Consider the following 19970-nt stretch of genomic DNA (forward strand, 5'->3'; position numbering starts at 1 on the left):
CGAAGACAGCGGCGCCGGTGTGATGAGCATCGGCGCTCTTGCGGCACGGTTCGGCGTGGCCACGCACGTCCTGCGGCATTGGGAGTCGAAGGGCCTGCTGCACCCTGGACGGGACGCGGGCGGACGCGAGGCGGGAACCCGCTAGCTTCGCGGGATGATTGAGCACGGATCGGCCGGGGAGCTAATGATCATGACCATGGCACCAACCTCATGAGACGGCACAGCTAGCCGAGATTCAGAACCTCATCGTCCGCGTGCGTGCCGAACTCGGCGACGCGCACCTCCGCGATGTGCTCGTACCGGCTGATCCGGTCGGTCCACTCCGCGTCGACGCCGAACGCCACCTGCGCGAAACCCACCCGCCTGACGGCCTCGGCCAGGCCCGGATCGCCAGGCGCCAGCAGCCGCACCGGCGCGTCAAGCGCCACGGTGTGCGGCGGCACGAAGTACTCGTCCGGCAGAACGGTGCGCGCATGGACGAGCGCGCCGACAGCGACAACCGAGCCGGCCCCCAACCGTGCGCACTGCAGGACCGTCGCCGCGGTCGCCACATAGACGCACCTGCCGACCTCGCAGCCCAGCAGCGTGGCATGCGGCCCCACGAAGACGTGGTCGTCGACAAGCACCGGCTGATCGCCGGCGACCGCAGACCCGCGCAACACCGCGTTCTCGCAGATCACCGCCGCCTCCCCGACCTCGATCCGAGACCCCTCGGCATCGAGCACCGCACCGTACATCACCCGCGCCCTCGGCCCCACGCGGACATCACCAACGAGCGTGGCTGTCGGGGCAACGTAGGCGGTGGGATGGACCTGCGGTTCACATCCGCGGTGCCGGATGCGGATTCCCTGCGCTTCAGTGAGCATGAGCGGATTCTCGCCCGACCGACCGCGAGCATGCTGGCGGATTTCAGACGACGCGTTCGCCGAGACATCTGCTGGTGCGGGCGCTGTGCTCGTTCTCGGCCTACTCGTGAGGGCGGCCTGCCACGAAGTCGCCGAGCGCCCTGGTGAGGGCCTTCCGGCTCGGCTCGGTGAGGATGTGCCTGTCGTAGGACTCGTCCGCTTCCGCGCCGTCACTGGGCATGGTGATCCGTATCGACGAGTCGCATTTGGCCGTGTCGGGGCCTTTCAGGGTGACGGAGCCTATGTAGCGGGTGGTGCGGACTTCGTAGACCCTGGCGAGGATCTTGCCCTGGTAGTACGTGACGGAGGCGACGGCGGAGCGTTCGTGGTAGGAGCCAAGCCGACCGTCGTAGTACTCACAGGACCTCACCTCTTGGTCGCTCATACGGTCAACGGTGGCGCAGGCGACCAGCTCGACGTCCTCGGGTGCGGGCCTGCGGGTACTCCCGAGTTCACGGAGGGCGACGTTCAAATCGGCCTCCGTCTCGGGGAAGGACACCAGTGGGTGAGGAGGTTCGCTGCCATAGGGCGCGGCCTCATCGAGGCTGACGGTGTAGGACTTGTCGTCGCGTTCTCGCAGCCTACCGTTGTCGCAGATCCCCTCGAAGTCCTTCAGGCTGCGGGGCGGGCCCTTCGCCGTGAGAGGAACAAGACGATGCCAGGATCGTCAGCGCGGCGGCTCCGAGGGCCACCACCGCCCTGTGCCGCCACTCCTCCGGTAAACCCGCCATGCTTCGCACCTCCGCAGCGCACCATATCGTGGTATAGCCATGACCCAGCCTTCCCGCTCGGCCTAGCACGATGCGGTCGGACACGCTGTACGCGCTACCGAGCAGATGCGTACAGAGACCGGTCGTACGTAAAGAGTCGATGGCTGACCGAGGGTGACGACCGTCACGGTTTGCTGCGTGACTGCACCGAACTCTCCTTCCCAACTGCCCTTCGTCCCCGGCGTCTTCGCGATGCGGTTCAGCTCGACCCGCCGTGGCGCGCGGCCGGCCCGGCTGCTGGCCTTCGAGCAGCTCGACGCCTGGGGCATCCCCTACGGTTCGACGGCCGCCGACACCATCGCGCTGCTCATCGGTGAGCTTGCCGCCAACGCCGTCACCCACGGCCACGTCCCCGGACGGGACTTCCACCTCGGCCTGACTCTCGACCCGGCCGCAGGTACCGCCCGCATCGAAGTGTCCGACGCTCGCGATGAGTCCCTGCCTGTCCTCATGCCCCCGCGCGAAGGCGCGGAGAGCGGTCAGGGCCTGCTGCTCGTCGAGGAGTTGGCCACGTTCCTGTTCATCGTCGAGGGCATCTTGCCTGAATCCGATCTCGACGTCGGGGTGGTCTTTGACGACTTCGACGGCCTGCTCTCCTCCCATCAAGGGCGGCGGCTGCTCACCGTGTCCGGGCCGGCCGACCACGCCGTCATGCCGCCCACCGCCTCGCCGTCAGGTGTTGCGACTCAGTGTCCGCGTCACGCCCGCCACGACCGTCGTCGTCAGGATCCAGCCAACCGCGACAAGCCCGTACGCGAGCCCTTGTACGGCCCCCTCGTCCCAGTGCCAGCCGTCCCGCTGGCCGAGCCCGCCGATCGGCACCATCAGGTCGAGGGCGTACGCGACGGGGTGGAACGGCGCGCCCTCGCCCTCCTTGTTCGGTACGGGGGTGTGCGCGGCGAAGACGACCGAGCCGAGCAGCGTGAGCACCGCGAGCCAGATCCCCGCGATCCACGGCCGGTATCCGTACCCCACGGTGGCTTCGAGCAGCCAGCCCCAGGCCCGCCCGGCTGGACCGAGCGTCGCCCGGCGTCGCCGCTCCCGCACGAGGAGCACGCGGCGCGCCTCGTCCTCGTGCCCGGACCGCCGGTAGTACGAGGCGAGTTGCTCGTACGGCTGCGGCGCGTAGACCGGCTCGTGGCGCAGCCATGCGAGCCGATTCGTCACGTCCGCGCGGCGAGTGCCCGCAGTCTCGCCGAGCCAGTCGTACGTCAATCCGTCCAGGCCGAGCGTCGCGGGCCAGGTGCGGGGGTCGTCCTGGAGGCGGGTCGCGTGTGCGTTGCACAGGTTCACGCCGCCTGCGGGCGGTCGGGCGAACTGCAGGTCGAGCGCCTCGGTCCGCATCCCCACGCACATCAACGACGAGCCGGATCCGGTGAGTTCGGCGTTCTGGAGGGAGAGCAGGTCGTCCACCTGCGCGCTGCGCAGCCGTATCCGGCCGTCCGCCCGCAGGCCCTGGAGTCGCACGGTCGATGCCTTCACGGCATCTCCGTGGAACGCGAGCGCGTCCGTCGCCCCGACTCTGATCCGTGCCCCGCGCATCCACAGTCCGCCCGGCAACTCAGCTCCGGGGAAGCCGACTTCGCCCTCCGCGACGAAGCCGTCCTCGCAGAAGACGCCGCCCCGGGCGACGAGCCCGCCCCCTCCCAGGGCCACCCGCCCCGGCGCGACCAGAAGCGCTCCGTCGAGCCGTACCCCGCCCGCGATGTCGGCGTGCACCAGGTCCACGGCGCTCTCGGCCCCGTCGCGCTCGCCGATGGTCGACCGGCGAAGGTCAAGCCGTCCTCCGAACCGGGTGGTTGACGCCCTCAGCCCGGGCAGCGTGCAGCCGAGGACGCCCACGCCGAGCGTCGTCGCGCCCTCCAGGCTGACGACTTCGTCGAACCGGCACGCCTCGAACCGCACGGCCCGCCGGATCTCGGCTCCGTCGAGCCGCAACGCCCCCCTGACGCGGGCGTCGCGCAGGACGTACGGCTCTGGTCCCGCGCCTTCGTCGAGGATCTCCCGTCTGACGCTCTCGGCGTCCACGCTCTGCTCAGGGGCGGGCGGCACGGGGCGTTATGAAGGCGGTCTTGGTGGCGGGCGAAACGGTGGGAGTGGGGCCGGACCCCGGGTCGGGCTTGGAGTCGCGGATGTGGATGGCGGTGGCGTGGTCGTGCGGTCGTGCCGCGGTGTTCATGGGACTCCTTGCAGTCCGTCCAGCAGGCCCGTGCTCTGGCCGGGAGACAGCGCCTGTGATCGCAGCATTCCACACTTGAGCTGCAAGCTGCTCACGTCGTCAGGTGGGTGGGGTGCGTGTTCGCTGCCAGCTCGAAGGACAGTGGCCAACGGGGGGTGGACCATGCCCGCGGGGCTTATGGAGTTGATGTGCGACCACTTCGCTCCCGTCTCCTTGGGCTGGATGTGCAGCGCGGTGTAGCTGGGGCACAGCGGAGTTCGGACGTTCCCCGACGATCTGTCCGCCCATCGGGGCCGGTTCCTTGAGGACCGGCCCCGATTCTCCTGTGCCCGCATGCGGGGCATATGCGGAGCCGGTGCGCATACCTGTGCGGGGCTCGTGCGGGGCCTGTGCGGGAGCGATGCCGGGGGCGAACGGGCGGCGGGGAGGGTGGGCGCAGCCGCCGGTCCGGAGCATGCGGAACGCCTTCGGCCCGGCGGTACACGTCCACAACCAAGGAGGCCCAATGAGCCACGAGTACGAGGGCGACATTGCTCTGCTGGAGGAAATCTCCGAGCAGGACTTTGACGGTGTCGCGTACGGCGCGTGCAGCACCAACACCTTCTCGCTGAGCGACGCGGCCGGCAACGACGGCTGGTGGTGCACCCTCACCAAGGAATGCCAGCGCACCTGCAACTGACAACTGACATGCGGTTGCTCAGACGCATTAAAGCACTGACCAGTTGACCCACGAGAACGACCGATCCGGAAAGGGATTCTCATGCAGGAGAAGAAGCAGGACCTGCTCGGCGCTTACGACGAGGCCGAGCTGATCGAGCTGGCCGACTCGGAGGCCTTCGGCGGCACGTCCCCGGCGACCACGTCGTCCTGGACCTGCATCACCGCTGCGACCATCTCGATCTGCCCCACGTCGGCCTGCAGCAGCAAGTGCTGAACCGGCCGCACGGCGGACTGAGCGCTTAAGCACAGTCAGCGGAATGGGGGCCCCTGCCCCGGGCCCCCATTTCGTAACAGCCTGCCATTTCCACGGGTCCGCGCGGAGAGGAAGTACAAGAAGACCGTGACATCTCCAGCCACGTATTATCCGGAGTTCGACAGCGCAGAAGTCGAGGCCAGGATCGCACCGCTGGCAGCGTGCGACGAGGAGATCACCGGCGCGCTGCGGGACGCCGCACCGTCTCCGGCGGCCGCCCCGCTGGACACCGCGCCGCGCGCGGCCGTGGACGAGTGGCTCGGCGAGCCCGAGGAGTTCCCCTTCCAGCACATCGTCAGAACCGTGGCCGCCGCCGTCGCGGACTCCGATCCGCTGGGTCCGTTCGCGGACCTGTTCCACGATCCGCGCGCGGCGCTGCGGCAGGTGCTCGACCGTGCCGAGTCCCGGGTGCGGGAGATCTGGACCAGGCCGCTGGTCGCCGCCGTCAACCACGCGCGCGCCCAGGGGCTGCTCTCCGGCGCGGGCCCCCAGGAGCGCTACGACGACTTCGTCGAGCGGGCGGCCCGCACCTCTTTCGAGGAGGTCAGCGGGCTGTCGTTCCCGGTGCTGCGCGATGTGACGCGGACCGTGCTGACGTACGAGGCGGAGAGCGTGCGCGAGCTCTGCCGCCGCCTGCGGACCGACCGCGAAAGCATCGCGCGCGTCTTCGGCATCGAGCCCACCGACCGGATCGTGTCCTGCGGCTTCTCCGAAGGCGATGTGCACAACCGCGGGCGCAGCGTGTCCGTGCTCGGCTTCGCCTCCGGGGCGCGGCTGGTCTACAAGCCCAGGGATGTGTCCTGCGAGGCCGCGTACGCCGCGCTCGCCCGCCGGCTCAACGACCGGTTCGGCACCTCGCTGGAAGCCGCCCCGGTCCTGGAGCGGGACCGGTACGGGTACGTCGAGTTCGTTCCGACCGAGGACGTCTCCGCCACGGCCGGGGAGTTCATGGACGCGAGCGGCGAGCTGGCCGCCGTGCTCTATCTCCTCAACGCGCGCGACATGCACTTCGAGAACATCGTGCCGACGCGGCGCGGCCCCGTCCCCATCGACCTGGAAACGATCCTGCACCCCCAGCGGTTGCACGCCGGGCCGACGCCGGAGGCGCCGGGGAACGCCTATGACACGCTCGGTCAGTCCCTCTACGGCATCGGCATCCTGCCGCTGGTCATGGTCGGCAAGGACGAGGACGCGGGCCACGTCGACCTCGGCTTCCTCGGCGGACAGGGGCGCGGCAACTCCCCGTTCAAGACGGTCCGTTTCCTCGACCCTTACACCGACCACATGCGGCTGGCCTTTCAGACGCAGGAAGGCCAGTCCCGGCAGACGGTCGCGGGCGCGCTGACCGAGGACGAGACCCATGGCCTGGGCGCACGCATGGCGGCCGGGTTCAGCAGGGTCTACCGCGCGGTGCTGGCCGACCCGGAGGGCTGGAGCGCACTGCTGCGCGAGGCGGCGGGCGGCATGCGGGTGCGGTACGTGCACAACCCGACGCTGCTGTACGGGCAGACGCTGCGGATGACGTCGAGCCCGAAGTCCCTGGACGGCTACGAGCCCTATCTGGCGCTGCTGAAGCGGATCGCGATCGCCAGCAAGAACTCGTCGCAGCAGCTCGTGCACTCCGAGCTGCGCCAGCTCGCGCGGCGCGACGTCCCCTACTTCACCGTCGCCGCCACGGGCGTCGCGCTGGAGGAGGGCGACGGCACCCCGACCGGCGCGGAGTTCGACGGATCCCCGCTCGACCTGGCGCTGGAGAAGGCGGCGCAGCTGTCCGAGTCCGACTTGGGCGAGCAGCTCAGGCTCCTCTACTCGGCCTTCGCCTCCCGTTTTCCCGACGACCATCTGGCGGGCCCCGAGGCGGCGACGCCGGACGCGGCGGCCGGTAGGCGGGTCCCGGCACCGACCGGGCCGGCACTGTCCGAGGGCCCGGGATACGACGGCACGGGGGGCGGCGCCCGGCCGGACCTGCTCCTGGACAGCCTCTGCGCCCAGCTCCTCGCCACCTCGCTGCCCGACAAGTACGGGCACCTGCCTCCCACATGGATCGGGCCGAGCGCGTCGGCGCAGGTCGACAGGCCCTGGCCCCCGACCGTGCTCGGCTACGACCTCTACACCGGGCGGTCAGGACCCGCGCTGGCGCTGGCGGCGGGCGGGCGCGTGCTGGACAACGCCGCCTATCGTGACCTCGCCACGCAGGTCTTCGCCACCACCGCCGACATCCTCGCCGACCGCAAGTACGAGAGGCGCAGCCTCCAGCAGGCCGGGTTCGCGGGCTACACGGGGCTGGCAGGGCTGCTGTTCGCGCTGTCCGCTGCCGGCCGGCTGCTCGGCGCGGACGACTGGACCGGCGCGGCGCAGGAGGCGCTGCCGCTGGCGCTCGACCAGGTGCGCGGCCAGCAGCCGGACGAGCTGCCGCTGGACGCGATCAGCGGACTCGCGGGGGTGCTGTCCTGCGTGCTGGCGATCGGCGGTCCGCACTCCGACGCCGCGCTGACGGAACTCGCCGGGCTGCTGACGGACGCACTGCGCGTGGACCGGAACCCCGCCGAACTCGCCCAGTCCGGATGCGCGCACGGCATCAGCGGGCTCCTCGCCGTCCTCAGCCGGGCACATCCGCGGCTGCCGGACGGTCGGCAGGCGGTCGAGGACGCGCTGGCGCGGCTGTACGACCGGCTCGGCGCGTTCTACGACCCGGGTGCGCGGGACTGGTTCACCAACATGGCGTCGCCGGGGAGATTCTCCACCGGCTGGTGCCACGGGACCGCGGGCGTCGCGCTCGGCCTCTCTGCGTACGGCGCGCTGGCCGGGGACGAGGACGTGCTGCGGCAGCGGGACACAGCCATCGGCACGATGCTCCGCCACGGCTTCGGCCGGAACATCACCTGGTGCCACGGCGACCTGGGCAACCACGACATCCTGCGCGAGCTGGTGCGCGACACGGGCGACCCGGACGGGCGGCTGCGCGAGGAGATCGCCGCCGTCGAGTCCACGTGGTTGACCCCGGAGGTGTTCCGGCGCAAGCTCGCCGACCCGAAGAGCCGGTACGCGCACACCAGCAGTCTCCTGGTCGGGACGTCCGGCGTGGCTCTGCACCTCGCCAATCGGCTGGACCCCGGCATCCGCGTGTCGCCGGTCACCCTCACCGTGGAGGAGCACCGGATATGAGTCTCTTCCCCGCCCGCCGTGGCCACGCGCGCCGTATGCCCACGGTCACCCAGGTCACCCAGACCGAGTGCGGGCTGTGCTGCTGTGTCGCCCTGCTGCGGTACCACGGACGCGCGGAGGACATCTCCAGCGTCCGGCGCGACATGGAGGCGGGCCGCGACGGTCTGAGCGCCGGCCAGCTCGCGCGGTTCCTCCGGACGCGCGGCATGGACGCGCGGCTCTTCCGCGCCAAGAGCGTCGCGGCGCTGGAAAAGTTCTCCTCGCCGGTGATCCTCTACTGGGAGGACTACCACTTCCTGGTCCTGGAGAAGTTCGACGGCAAAAAGGCCATCGTGATGGATCCGGCCGTCGGACGGCGCCGGATGACCCGCGAGGAGCTGGAGGCCGGGTTCAGCGGCATCGTGGTCTCGGCGGAGGTGGGCCCGGAGTTCGAGCTGCTGCGGAAGAAGCCGCTGTCCGAATGGCGCACCATTCCGCTCTTCGCGGACGGCTCCCGCAAGCGCATCTCCCTGGTCGCCGTGCTGTCCTTCAGCGGCTACGGAGCGGTGCTCGGCATTCCGATGCTCACCGAGTGGGCGGTCGACGAGTCCACGCGCTGGCAGGACCTGAACGGCCTGGGGCTCGTCCTCGCCGCCGTGCTGGGGGTGGCGATCGCCTACTTCGCGCTCCAGCTCGTCCGGGTGCTCGTGCTGTCGTCGCTGGTGGCACTGCTCGGCCAGCACTTGATGACACACACCTTCAGCAAGCTGCTCTCGCTGCCCTACAAATTCTTCTCCACCCGACAACCGGGTGAGCTGCTGTTCCGGCTGAACAGCGTGAACTCGATCCGGGATCTGCTGTCCTCGCGCGTGGCCCAGGGCGTCCTCGACATCGGGACCCTGGTGTGCGTCAACATCTATCTGCTCGTGGTCGAATGGCGGCTGGGCCTCATCGCGACCGCGCTGTTCCTGCTTAACGCCTGCTATCTGCTGAAGACGCGGCTGCGGGTGGCCGAGGTCGTCGACTCCGAGATCGCCCACCTGAGCAAGAGCCAGTCCACCCAGCTGGACGCCATCGTCGGGATATCGAACATCAAGATGGGCGGCTACGCCCGGGAGTTCATCGACGGCTGGAGCGAGACCTACGCCTCCTCGCTGGAGGCCATGAAGGCCCGGATGCGGCTCCAGCAGGGGCGGATCGCGGGTGTGACGGGCACGACCCAGATGTTCGGCCCGATGGTGCTGCTGCTGTGCAGCCTGTACTTCGTGAGCCACGGCCAGATATCCCTGGGCGAGGGGATCGCCGTGCAGGCCGTTTCGGCGACGTACTTCGCGCTGTCGAACTCGATCTTCCAGACCTTCACCGAGTTCGCCGAAGTCACCCGGTACATGGCGCGGCTGAACGACATCGCCGGCACCGACTCGGAGTCGCCCGGCGGCTCGCGCACGGAACTCCCCTCGACCGCGATCAGCGTCAAGGACGTCAGCTTCGCCTACACGCGGCACAGCGAACTCGTGGTGCACGACATCTCGCTGGAGATCGAGGCCGGATCCAAGGTCGCGCTCGTCGGTGCCTCGGGCTCCGGAAAGAGCACCCTCGGCCGCGTCATCTGCGGCCTCTACGAGCCCACCCGCGGCTCGGTGTCGTTCGGCGGTCACGACATGGAGGAGTACGACAAGAACGCGCTCCGCTGCCAGATCGGCTACATCCCCCAGGAAGTCCACCTGCACAACCGGACCATCCTGGAGAACCTGACGCTGGGGCAGGACATTCCGCCGGAGAGAGTGCGGGAGTACTGCGCCGAAGTGGGCATCCTCGACTTCGTCGAAGAGCTTCCCATGGGGCTCAACACCATGGTCTCGGAAATGGGGGACAACTTCTCCGGCGGTCAGCGACAGCGGCTGGCAATCGTCCGCGCGCTCCTGAAACGCCCCTCGATCCTGCTGCTGGACGAGGCGACCGCCTCCCTGGACACCATCAACGAACGGCGTGTCTCGGACATCATCCGGGACATCGGCGCGACCCAAGTCATCATCGCCCACCGGCTTTCCACGATCAAAGCCGCCGACCGGATCTACGTACTGGACAAGGGGCGCGTGGTCGAGCAGGGCAGTCACGCGGAACTGCTCGCCACGGGTGCGGTGTACGCGGACCTCTATACGGACAAGCCCGTCGACGTTCTCGTGGGAGGAGAACCCGCATGACCGAACCCGAAGTTTCCATCCCGGCATTCCGCCCCTTCTATCTGCATCTGGCCCCCGACCGGATGGTGGAGGACGCGCTCCGCGAGCGGATCAGCAAGGTCACCGCGCCCGAGCACGTCGAAGAAGTGCTCAGCGGTATCTGGCTGACGCTGGTCATCACCATCGAGGACAGCTCCTTCCGGATGCTGGTCGGCGAATTCCACGCCTTCCGGGAGGAGCGCGGCCTGCCCCTGAGCACGGAGAACGACACGGCGCTCCAGCAGTTCCAGCGGCACCTCGCCGACCCCGGGAACTGCCGGGAGATCCTCGCCAAGTACCCCGTGTACGAAGAGCGGTTCACGACGATCCTGCGCAACATGCTCGCCGCCTGGGCCGAGATGTTCACCGCATACGCCGAGGACGGTGCCGCACTGCGCGCCGCGGGGCTGGTGGCCCCCGGGCCGGACGGTGAGGACCCCATCGTCCGCGCCGTCGCCACCGGCTCGGACGCGCACAACGACAACCGTCAGGTCTTCATCGTGCGGCTGGCCAGCGGCACCAGGCTGGCCTTCAAGCCGCGGGCACTGGATTCGGACCGCTTCGTGCGGGAGCTCTACGCGGCGGCCGATCCGCATCTGGCCCACTCCCTGGAGCAGTGCATACCGCTCTCCGTCACGGTCGGCTCGCACGGCTGGCAGCAGTTCGCCGCGCCGCGCGCCATGACGGAGCCGGACGAGCCGGCCCGCTACTTCTACCGGTTCGGTGCGCTGTGCGCGATCTTCAGTGCCATCGGCGCGTGCGACCTCCACCACGAGAACCTGACGGCCTGCGGCGAGCACCCCTGCCTGCTCGACACGGAGACGATGCTCCGGGCCGACATCACCTCGCTGGAGCCTTCCCTGGCGTCCACCCTGACGAACCAGTTCAAGCTCTCCGTGGTCTCCACGATGCTCCTCCCGGTCGCCAACCCGCAGTCGCACATCGACATCGACCTGGCGGGCGCGGGGGCCACCCACGCCCAGCAGTCGAAGCTGAAGCGGCCCATCGTCCAGGACCGGGAGTCGGACGGCATCAGCGTCGGCTGGGAGCACGTGGTCATCGAGCAGAGCGACAACGTGCCGCGCCTCGGCGACACCCGGCTGTCGGCCGTCGACCACTTCGAGGACATCGCCTCCGGCTACACCGACGCGCTCGCATTCGTCCGGAGCGACGCCGTCGGCAAGATCCTCGACGCCCACCAGGGGCTTCCGGTGCGCACCGTGCTGCGCCCCACGATGGTGTACGGCCGCTTCCTGGACGCCTCCAGCCATCCGAACTACCTCTCCGACCCGGCCGAGGCCAAGCGCCTGTTCGGCCTCGTCTCGCGGCTCCCGGACACCGTGGCGCCCGAGGCCGCCGCGTTCGTCGCGGACCAGGAGCACGCCGCGCTGAACACCGGGAACGTGCCGCTCTTCCTCACCTGGTCCGACTCGGTCGCGCTGGCCACCCACCGGGCCAGCTACCCCGGGTACTTCGAGATGACCCCGGACGACGCCGCGCGCCTGGGCGTCTCTCTCAACGGAGACCGCTCCGACCGCTACCACCGGTTCCTGCTGGAAGAGCTGCTGAGCGAACTGATCGGCGACGACGATTCCGCGGGCCTGTCCTCCCACAGCGTCTTCGGGCGCCAGGCGCTCGCCGACGCCGAAGCGGGCGGCTGGTGGCGGAGCATCGCCGGCACGCTCTCGGACCTCAGCGTGACCCACGAGGGCCCTGACGGCACCGAGTCCGGCTGGCTCGGCGGCATCGGACCGGACCGGGGCGCCCCCACGGTCACCGCGGGCGACTTCATCTCGTTCCACGACCTCGGCGGCATCGCCACCTTCCTCGGCAGGGCGGCCCGCCAGGACAGCACCCTCGGCGATGCGGCGCGCGCCGCCGACCGCGGCCTCACCTCCATGCTCGGTTTCCGCGACGACTTCCTCCTGGAGACCGCGGAATCCGCCTTCACCGGCGCCTCCTCGCTGCTGCTGACGCGCCCCTCCGAGGTGGACACGGACTGGCTGGAGCGGATTCTCGGCAGGACCGCCGAACGCGCCGCCTCCGGCGACCTGGTGACCGACCTGGCCAACGGCCCCGCGGGACCGCTGATGGTCCTGCTGTCCCACGTGGAGCACGGCACGGCCGAGGTGCCGCTCGGCGCCGAGAGGCTCGGCTCGCTGGCCGACCTGGTCCTGTCGCACCGGGACGGCCTGGACGAGGCCGCCTGGTTCGACATCGCGCACGGCGGGCTGGGGCTGCGCTGGGCCACAGCGCGCATCGGCCGGGTCCTCGGCGACCCGTCGCTGGCCCGCGAGGCGGCCGACTGGCTCGTCGCCCGTTCCGAGTCGGGTGAGGAGACGCCGCACCACGGGTGGTGCAAGGGCGCCGCCGGTATGCTGCTGGCCTCGGCGGAGATCCTGGCCTCGGCCGGGCGCCAGGAGTGGCTCACGGGCCGACGGCTGGAAGCCCTGGTGGACAGCGCGACCCGGCTGCCCGCGGGACGCGCCGTCGACCTGTCGGTCTGCCACGGCAGCAGCGGCGTCGTCCAGTCGCTGATCGCCACCGCCCGTATCCTCGGCGACACCTCCCTGCTGGAGAGAGCGCACGCCTACCAGGAGCAGGTCCTCGGCATCGCCCGCGCCCACGGCTTCTTCACCGGGGCCCGGGGCCGCTCCTCGCTGCCGGGCTACATGCTCGGCTGGGCCGGCGTCGGCGACACTGATCTCCTGCTGCACAACGCCTCCGGCACCGCCTCCGAGGGGGCGCCGATCCCGGTCGCCTTCACGTCGAAGGGCTGATGCGGAGTGCGTTACTCGCTGGTGCTCCCGCCCAACATCGCCCGGCCGGAGCAGGCGGTCCCGTTCGCGGTCCTGACCCAGCGGACCGCGGTCCACCGGCTCTGGCAGGGCCACGGGCTGATGCTGGACAGCCACCATCTGATGACCTGGCTCGCCGGGCTGGGGATCAGGGTGCCGAGCGGATTCGGCGTGTCCCTGATGCCGCTCCGGTCGCCGTACCAGGCGGCCATGGAGGCCCGTTCCGTCGCGCTGTCCACCGGGCGGTCCGTCGTCGCGTGCTTCGGCCCCGGCGGGCCCGCGGGGCAGCGCAGTTTCCAGGGCAGGCGCTATGCCAGCCAGCTCGGCGCCTGCCGGGAGTACGTGCAGATCGTGCGCCGTCTCCTCGCCGGTGGCGAGACGCGGGTGTCCGGCGCGGAGTTCGCCACGAGCGCGCGGCTCGTGGACCTCCCCGCGCCGCCGGTCTCCGTGGGTCTGGGCGTACTCCGTGAACGTATGGCGCTGCTGGCCGGTGAGGTCGCCGACGCGGCCGTCACCTGGCTCGGCAGCGCGTCGTACCTGGACGGGACGCTGCTGCCCGCGCTGCGGAAGGGCGCGGAGAGCCGCGTCCAGGAGGGCGCGGACGCGGACGCCGGCGCGGACCCGAGCGCGCGTCCGCGTCCGCCGAAGGTCACCGCGTACGTCCCCGTCGCACTCTCCGGTCCCGACCGTACGGCCGCCGAACTGGCGCACGCCGGCTGCGGCGCACATCTCCGGGCGCCGCACTATCGCGACGCGCTACGGAGATCCGGCATCGCGCTGGAAGGCGACGACAGTCCGGACGATGCCAAGAAGCTCGTGGACGGCGGGGTGTTCCTCTACGGAACCGTGGAGGAGATCCACGCACGGCTCGACGAGTACCGCGCGATCGGTGTCGACGAAGTGGTGCTGCACACCACCGGCGTCGCACTGAACAAGGGCCTGCGCGCCGCCGTCCGGGATCTCGAACGGATACTGGAAGCGGTGCCCGGCCACCCGGAAGAGTGCTCCGATGATTGAAGTCCAGCGACTGACCAAGCGTTACGGATCGACCCTCGCCGTCGACGACCTCTCCTTCCGCGTCGAGCCGGGCCGGGTCACCGGATTCCTCGGCCCCAACGGCGCCGGCAAGACCACCACCCTGCGCGCCATGCTCGGCCTCGACCGGCCGACCTCCGGCCGTGTCCTGATCGAGGGCAGGCCCTATGAGGAACACCCCCGCCCGCTGGCGGCGGTCGGCGCCCTGCTGGACGCCAGGCTGCTGCACGGCGGACGCACGGCACGGGGACATCTGCTGGGCCTCGCCCGCAGCAACCGCATCCCCGACACGCGGGTCGGCGAGGTCCTGGAGACCGTCGGGCTGGCGAGCGTGGCCCGGAAGCGGGCCGGTGGCCTGTCGCTGGGCATGTCGCAGCGGGTCGGCATCGCCGCGGCCCTGCTCGGCGACCCCCGAGTGCTGCTCTTCGACGAGCCGATCAACGGCCTGGACCCCGAGGGCATCGTCTGGTTCCGCGAACTGGCACGCCGGCTGGCGGGGGAGGGCCGGACGGTCCTGGTCTCCAGCCATCTGATGAGCGAGACGGCGCAGACCGCCGACCACCTCGTCGTCATCGGACAGGGGCGGTTGCTCGCGGAGTCCTCCGTGGACGATTTCGTCGCCCGCAACTCCCGCTCGTACATCCTGATCCGCACCCCGGAGCCGGACCGTTTGCGCGCGGTCCTCATGTCCGAGGGCGTCCGCACCGACGACGGCCCTGACGGAGCCCTGGAGGTGTCCGGCACGACTCTGGAGACGGTGGGAGCGCTGGCGGCCGAGAACCAGGTGACGGTGTACGAGATCAGTCCCCGGACGGCCTCCCTGGAGGAGGCGTTCATGCGGATGACGGCCGGGTCTGTGGAGTTCCGCGCGAACGGGGACACGGCGCCGATGCCGGAGGTGGCACGATGACGACGACAGCAGATGCGAAGACGGACACGCCGGCGGCCGGGCCGGGGCGGCCGGCAGGCGCGTCGGCCGACCTGTCCGTGGGCCTGCCGTCGGCCATGGCCGGAGAATGGACCAAGATCCGGACCCTCCGGTCCACCATGTGGTGCCTCGCGCTCTTCGCCGCGCTGAGCGTGGCCGTCGCGCTGCTCACCGGCTTCTTCATGGGTCCCTCGCTGGAGGGGATGGACGCGCGGGAACGGGCGAAGTTCGACCCCCTCTCCACCGGCCTCAGCGGGCTGCGGCTCGGAATGCTGGCGCTGGTCGCCTTCGGCGTGCTGACGGTCAGCAGCGAGTACACCTCGGGCACGATCCGCAGCTCCCTGGCGGCCGTGCCGCGCCGCTTTGTTTTCTACGGCGCGAAACTGCTCACCGGCACGGTGACGGCGTGCGCCGTGTCCCTCGTCGTCGTGGGCGTGAGCTTCTTCGCCACGCAGCTGGCCCTGGGCCGCCCTTCGAGCGTCGGGCTCACCGACGAGGGGGTGCCGCGCGTCCTGGTGTGCGCGATGCTGTACACGACGCTGCTGTGTGTGTTCGCCATGGGCCTCGCGAGCGTCCTGCGCAGTTCGGCGCTCACCCTGGGGATTCTCATCCCGCTGTTCTTCATGCTCTCGACGATTCTGAACAACATTCCCGGCGTTCGGAAGGTGGCGCAGTTCCTCCCCGACGCGGCCGGCGACGTCGCCCTCTACCAGGAGCCGCCGAGCGGCACCGTCCTGAGCGCCTGGAGCGGCATGACCGTACTGGCCGCCTGGGCGCTGCTCGCGGCGGCGGCGGGCTATGCGGCCGTACGGCGCCGAGACGCCTGAACCGTACCTTGCAGGAGGCCCTCGGCCTCGGATGTGCAGAAGAGCCCGGCAATCTATCGCCGAGGCCGAAGGCCGACAATTCGACTGAGGAGATTCCTCAGTCGAACGTCCCCAGAGCCGGCGGACCGAACTTGCTCACACAGACAACTGCTCAACCGTGCGGCGGGCGCGAAGCCTCCTTCGAGCCGGGCCGCCAGAGCGCCGAAGGGGCCGCGGTCCCGCCGCGGTCGTAGTGCTGCGGCCATCCCAGCCACTTTGGATCGTCGAGCTCGCGCAGCAGCGCCGGCAGATCCGCTTCGCTCGGTCATGCCCATCCTGCCCCGACAGCACCCATTCAAGTTCAGTGGCACACTTTGTGCCACACCACACGGCACACCTGTCAACTCCTTCCCCATTGCCACCCGTTGACAGACCCGTCCTCCCGTGGAAACGTCAATAATTGACCAAGGTGCTTTTCCGGTGACGGGGGACAGGAGGCATAGCAGCAGCCCCCTGGATCGGCATCGATATCGTCACCCTTCGCCTGTGTCCGGCCCTCCGCTGCCCGTTCGCAGTGTGCAGGGTCTAACTTCCGCGCTCTTTTCGCGTGCGCTGATGCGTGCGAAGACAGTGCGGAATACGCCTCTCTGGCTCTCTGGACTGATGAAAGACGGGGGACATGCTTTTCAACATCCTTGGTCCGCTGGAAATAGGGGGAACTGACGAGATCGCCTCGCCGACGCGGAGGGCGCTGCTCACCGCACTGTTGCTGCGGGCCCCGCAGTCCGTCGGCATCGGCGAGTTGTCCGAGCTGCTGTGGGACGATCCTCCGGCCTCCGCCACGGCGAATATCCGCAGCCACCTGACCGGCCTGCGGCGCAGCCTGGACGCGGCCGTCCCCGGGCTCAGCCACCGGCTGAAGACGTACCGGGGCAGCCGGAGCGGATACACCCTCTACGTCGGCTCGGAGGAGCTCGACCTGCACTTGTTCACCATGTCGGCACGGCGCGGCAGGACCCTGCTGATGCGCGGCGAGGTCGATGAGGCGGTCGCGGTGCTGGAGAAGGCCCTGGCTCTGTGGCGTGCGCCCTTCGGGCGGGACCTGCCGCCCACGCGGTGGTTCGACGCACACGCCACCGGAATAAACAGCGCCCGCTTCGACGCCTACCAGGACCTCTTCGCCGCCCTCGCCCTCGCCGACCGGACCGAACTGCTGGCGTACCGCATCGAGAGCGCCGTCGCCGAGGCGCCGTACCGGCAGGGCCTGTGGGAGCTGCTGGCCGCGGTGCACTGCATCCATGGCAACGCCGCCGGCGCGCTGAGCGCGATCGGACGCTGCCAGCGGCTCTTCGCGGACGACCTGGGGCTCTGCCTGCCCCCGCGCGTCGAGGCGATGCAGCGCGCCGCGCTGGACTGGAACGCCGAGGAGGCCCGCCGCCTGGTCGCCGCGCACGCCCTCAGCCCGGACGCCGAACCCCTCCTCTCCGGAGACGGCCCCGTCCGGGAGCGGGTCTACTGCAACGACACTCCGTGACGTTCTCTGCGCGGTGTCGTTGGTTGCTGCGTGCGAGGAGATAACTGACGAGTAGTCAGTTGTCTTCGGTGACTTCGTGGTTCGATTCGCCCGGATCGAAAATTCCCCGGTAGGAGTCTTCCATACCTACGGCTCCGAGAAAGGGAGTGCCCTGACAGACCGGGTGCTATACCTTCCGAAGATCCGGGCCTCCGCGAAGAACGAGACCGGACTCGATCACTACCAGGTCCGCAGCTACACAGCCTGGTACCGGCATGTAACTCTCTCCATGGCTGCCCTCGCCTTCCTCGCCATTCTGCGAGCGGAGGTAGAAAAGGAGATCACAAAACCGGTGGCGAGCAGTCCCGCATACCCGTGACCATGAACGAGGCACGGCGGCTCCTCAACCGCATCTCCAGTCCTGTCCGTCCCAGCATCGAGTCGAAGTCCCGCCTGGCCCGCGGCGTCTGGCACGTGTCCCCTCGGCCCTGGGGATACCCTCCTCGCCGCGTCGTCTTCAGTCGCCCGAGTAACCCATGACGAGGGCGATCCTCCGCCTTGCGAGCGCACGCCCCCGCGTCAGCGGCTCGTGTCACCGCGACGCCGTCCCTGAACAGTCGAGGCGATCATGTCCGGGCCGTAGCCCAGCCGTTCGCCCAGTCCGATGCGGCTGGGTCGCGCCCGCGCCCGCAGCACCTGAAAGCCCGTCAAGTCCAAGCGCTGTTCCAAGGGGTTGGCCCGGTTCGGACTGCCCTTCGCAAGAGGGGTTCGGGTGGTTCAGGGCCTGCGGCCGTGGAAGGTGCGGCGCAGGTCGCTCACCCAGGCGTCGGGGTTCTCCCAGGGGATGAAGTGGCCGCCGTGGTCGTGGGCGTTGACGTTGACGTGGTTGAACCAATCGGCCTGCGGCCCGGTCTTGAACGCCCGGACGCGCTCATTGGCGGTGTGGATGCCGGGCGGGTTCTCGTACGTGACGAAGGTGAGGCCGACCGGGGCCCGCACGACCGGGGTGCGGTCGTGGGCGGGGGCCCAGGGGTAGCGGTTGGCGTTGGCGTAGTAACGCATCGACGTGGCGATGGAGTTGTTCACCCAGTAGATCGTGGCGTGGGTGAGCAGGTCGTCCTTGGTGAAGACGGACTCGACGTCGCCGCCGTTGTCGCTCCAGGCGTTCCAGCGCTCCAGCAGCCAGGCGAGCAGACCGGCGGGTGAGTCGCTCAGCCCGTGGGCCAGGGTGGCGCCGTCGAGCATGTGCACGGCGAGGTGGGACGCCGCGCGGTGGTCCAGCTCGATGGTGCGGGCGCGGACGTCGGCGGGGTGGTCGTCGGTGAGGGGCCGATTCCGGGCGAAGTCCCAGGCGCGGGGGCCGGTGAAGAAGTCGAGCGGCAGTCCGGAGCCGATGTGGATGCCGTACAGCTCGTCGGCGTACTTGTGGCCGAGCTGGCTGGAGACGATCCCGCCGATGTCGCAGCCCCCGGCGGCGTACTTCTCGTACCCCAGGGTCTCGGTCATCAGGGTGTGCCAGAGGTCGGAGACCTTCCAGAAGTTGACGTCCGGAAAGCCGGTGAGCGGGCCGGGGAAGCCGAAGCCGGGCAGGGAGGGCACGATGACGTCGAACGCGTCGGCGGGGTCACCGCCGAACGCGGCCGGGTCGGCGAGCGGATCGATCACCTTCGACCAGTGCCAGAACGTCCACGGCCAGCCATGGGTGAGGATCAACGGTATCGGGCGCGGGCCGCGGCCGGGCTTGTGCATGAAGTGCACGGGGATACCGGCGACGCTCACCTGGTAGTGCTCGTAGGCGTTGATGGCGGCCTCGGCCTCGCGCCAGTCGTAGCCGTCCCGCCAGTAGGCGAGCAACTCACGGAGATAGCTGTCCGGGACGCCGTAGGACCAGTCCCCATTCCCCTCGTCCAGCGGTGGACGGGTCAGTGTGAGACGGGCGCGCAGGTCAGCGAGGGCGTCGTCGGACACATGAATCGGGGTGGGCTCCGGGGGGAAGGAGCGAGGGGTGGTCATGGCGTGGTCCCTTTACCGGGTAGGCGGAAGCGGTGTCGTTGGCTCAGAGCCCCTAGCAGAATGGGCGGTCGGCTTGCGACGCCTGGCACGCGCGCTCGCCGCGTTGTCGGAGTCGTCCATGTACGCCCAGTACGAGGACGATCCTCCGCCTTGCGAGCGCACGCACCAGACGCCGCAAGCTGATCGACCGCCCATTCTGTCAGGGGCTCTTAGGGCTGCGAGCCGGGCCATTTTAAGGAGTGCGGGCAGCGACGCGGCGAGTGCCTGCCGGTGGTGTGGGCCGAGCTGCCCCCGGGCCGGTGAGCGCCGGCGCCGAACCAGTCGAGCACGTCCGCCCTGGCCATGCCCGCGCCTCGACCGCCGGTACCGCCCGCATCGAGGTGTCCGACGCTCGCGACGAGCGTCTGCCCGTCCGCACGCTGCTGCGCGAACGCGCGGAGAGTGGTCACGGCCTGCTGCTCGTCGAGGAGTTGGCCACCGAGTGGGGCGTCGCGGAGTGAACCGTCGGTCCCCGGCGCGTGACCACGCACTGCCCGGATACGCGAGGTGACCGCAGGGGGAGCGGGGCGGCAGTGACGCCTCCGCCTCACGGTGCGCCGTCAGCTGCGGAATGACAAAGGGCAAAGAGCAGATCCACTCCTTGCCACTCTCAACCTATAGCGCACTGGGGGGCTTGTGGCAAGG

Annotated in this window: 16 protein-coding genes and 1 pseudogene; 12 read left to right on the plus strand and 5 right to left on the minus strand. The window is 69.9% G+C overall.

The features are described from left to right. Positions 1-22 precede the first annotated feature (22 nt). Positions 23-145 (plus strand): MerR family transcriptional regulator, encoded by a 123-nt coding sequence (locus tag LHJ74_RS33555; RefSeq protein WP_375546893.1) that lies wholly within the window; start codon positions 23-25, stop codon positions 143-145. 79 nt (positions 146-224) lie between these two features. Here LHJ74_RS33555 and LHJ74_RS33560 read toward each other — a convergent pair whose 3' ends face one another. The 4 genes from LHJ74_RS33560 to LHJ74_RS33580 form a co-directional block, all read right to left on the minus strand. Beyond that, positions 225-737 (minus strand): gamma carbonic anhydrase family protein, encoded by a 513-nt coding sequence (locus tag LHJ74_RS33560; protein WP_260222137.1) that lies wholly within the window; start codon positions 735-737, stop codon positions 225-227. Positions 738-966: 229 nt separating this feature from the next. Then, positions 967-1377, minus strand: coding sequence for a hypothetical protein (locus LHJ74_RS33565; RefSeq protein ID WP_260222138.1), 411 nt, complete (start codon positions 1375-1377; stop codon positions 967-969). Positions 1378-2347: 970 nt separating this feature from the next. Further along, positions 2348-3703, minus strand: coding sequence for a pentapeptide repeat-containing protein (locus tag LHJ74_RS33575; protein WP_260222164.1), 1356 nt, complete (start codon positions 3701-3703; stop codon positions 2348-2350). A gap of 7 nt (positions 3704-3710) precedes the next feature. Further along, positions 3711-3854 carry a DUF397 domain-containing protein gene (locus tag LHJ74_RS33580; protein WP_260222139.1) on the minus strand — a complete coding sequence of 48 codons (144 nt, stop codon included), beginning with the start codon at positions 3852-3854 and terminating at the stop codon, positions 3711-3713. A gap of 505 nt (positions 3855-4359) precedes the next feature. Between LHJ74_RS33580 and LHJ74_RS33590 the strand changes: the two genes are divergently transcribed. The 10 genes and pseudogenes from LHJ74_RS33590 to LHJ74_RS33635 all read left to right on the plus strand — a co-directional run. Next, positions 4360-4533, plus strand: a complete 174-nt coding sequence (locus LHJ74_RS33590; RefSeq protein ID WP_260222140.1) for a plantaricin C family lantibiotic — start codon at positions 4360-4362, stop codon at positions 4531-4533. 81 nt (positions 4534-4614) lie between these two features. Then, a complete protein-coding gene (locus LHJ74_RS33595) occupies positions 4615-4788 on the plus strand; it encodes a class II lanthipeptide, LchA2/BrtA2 family (protein ID WP_260222141.1) in 174 nt (57 codons plus the stop codon). Between the two features lie 126 nt (positions 4789-4914). After that, complete coding sequence (locus LHJ74_RS33600) at positions 4915-7992, plus strand: type 2 lanthipeptide synthetase LanM family protein (RefSeq protein WP_260222142.1); 3078 nt, start codon at positions 4915-4917, stop codon at positions 7990-7992. Next, complete coding sequence (locus tag LHJ74_RS33605) at positions 7989-10175, plus strand: peptidase domain-containing ABC transporter (protein ID WP_260222143.1); 2187 nt, start codon at positions 7989-7991, stop codon at positions 10173-10175. The genes LHJ74_RS33600 and LHJ74_RS33605 overlap by 4 nt, the downstream gene beginning before the upstream one ends. Next, positions 10172-12973, plus strand: a complete 2802-nt coding sequence (gene lanM / locus LHJ74_RS33610) for a type 2 lanthipeptide synthetase LanM (RefSeq protein WP_260222144.1) — start codon at positions 10172-10174, stop codon at positions 12971-12973. Before LHJ74_RS33605 ends, lanM begins: the two co-directional genes overlap by 4 nt. Before the next feature lie 6 nt (positions 12974-12979). Next, positions 12980-14008, plus strand: coding sequence for an LLM class flavin-dependent oxidoreductase (locus tag LHJ74_RS33615; protein WP_260222145.1), 1029 nt, complete (start codon positions 12980-12982; stop codon positions 14006-14008). Next, complete coding sequence (locus tag LHJ74_RS33620) at positions 14001-14936, plus strand: ABC transporter ATP-binding protein (RefSeq protein ID WP_260222146.1); 936 nt, start codon at positions 14001-14003, stop codon at positions 14934-14936. The genes LHJ74_RS33615 and LHJ74_RS33620 overlap by 8 nt, the downstream gene beginning before the upstream one ends. Beyond that, on the plus strand, positions 14933-15781 hold the full coding sequence (locus LHJ74_RS33625; protein WP_260222147.1) for an ABC transporter permease: 849 nt from the start codon (positions 14933-14935) through the stop codon (positions 15779-15781). The genes LHJ74_RS33620 and LHJ74_RS33625 overlap by 4 nt, the downstream gene beginning before the upstream one ends. A gap of 658 nt (positions 15782-16439) precedes the next feature. After that, on the plus strand, positions 16440-17294 hold the full coding sequence (locus LHJ74_RS33630) for an AfsR/SARP family transcriptional regulator (protein ID WP_260222148.1): 855 nt from the start codon (positions 16440-16442) through the stop codon (positions 17292-17294). A gap of 190 nt (positions 17295-17484) precedes the next feature. Continuing rightward, positions 17485-17652: pseudogene (locus LHJ74_RS33635) on the plus strand (IS701 family transposase); the annotation flags it as partial. Positions 17653-18050: 398 nt separating this feature from the next. On the opposite strand, the gene LHJ74_RS33640 reads toward LHJ74_RS33635, so the two are convergent. Continuing rightward, positions 18051-19286, minus strand: coding sequence for an epoxide hydrolase family protein (locus LHJ74_RS33640; protein WP_260222150.1), 1236 nt, complete (start codon positions 19284-19286; stop codon positions 18051-18053). Positions 19287-19585: 299 nt separating this feature from the next. On the opposite strand from LHJ74_RS33640, the gene LHJ74_RS33645 reads away from it, so the two are divergent. After that, positions 19586-19786 (plus strand): ATP-binding protein, encoded by a 201-nt coding sequence (locus LHJ74_RS33645; RefSeq protein ID WP_375546892.1) that lies wholly within the window; start codon positions 19586-19588, stop codon positions 19784-19786. The last annotated feature ends 184 nt before the right edge of the window (positions 19787-19970 follow it).

It is taken from the genome of Streptomyces gossypii, assembly GCF_025165795.1.
Classification (GTDB): Bacteria; Actinomycetota; Actinomycetes; order Streptomycetales; family Streptomycetaceae; genus Streptomyces; species Streptomyces gossypii.

Bases quoted from the DNA above. Each gene is read 5' to 3' on its own strand.
- LHJ74_RS33625 (WP_260222147.1), top strand. From the start codon at position 14,933: ATGACGACGACAGCAGATGCGAAGACGGACACGCCGGCGGCCGGGCCG.
- LHJ74_RS33595 (WP_260222141.1), top strand. From the start codon at position 4,615: ATGCAGGAGAAGAAGCAGGACCTGCTCGGCGCTTACGACGAGGCCGAG.
- LHJ74_RS33640 (WP_260222150.1), bottom strand. From the start codon at position 19,286: ATGACCACCCCTCGCTCCTTCCCCCCGGAGCCCACCCCGATTCATGTG.
- lanM (WP_260222144.1), top strand. From the start codon at position 10,172: ATGACCGAACCCGAAGTTTCCATCCCGGCATTCCGCCCCTTCTATCTG.
- LHJ74_RS33580 (WP_260222139.1), bottom strand. From the start codon at position 3,854: ATGAACACCGCGGCACGACCGCACGACCACGCCACCGCCATCCACATC.
- LHJ74_RS33560 (WP_260222137.1), bottom strand. From the start codon at position 737: ATGTACGGTGCGGTGCTCGATGCCGAGGGGTCTCGGATCGAGGTCGGG.
- LHJ74_RS33590 (WP_260222140.1), top strand. From the start codon at position 4,360: ATGAGCCACGAGTACGAGGGCGACATTGCTCTGCTGGAGGAAATCTCC.
- LHJ74_RS33620 (WP_260222146.1), top strand. From the start codon at position 14,001: ATGATTGAAGTCCAGCGACTGACCAAGCGTTACGGATCGACCCTCGCC.
- LHJ74_RS33605 (WP_260222143.1), top strand. From the start codon at position 7,989: ATGAGTCTCTTCCCCGCCCGCCGTGGCCACGCGCGCCGTATGCCCACG.
- LHJ74_RS33555 (WP_375546893.1), top strand. From the start codon at position 23: ATGAGCATCGGCGCTCTTGCGGCACGGTTCGGCGTGGCCACGCACGTC.
- LHJ74_RS33630 (WP_260222148.1), top strand. From the start codon at position 16,440: ATGCTTTTCAACATCCTTGGTCCGCTGGAAATAGGGGGAACTGACGAG.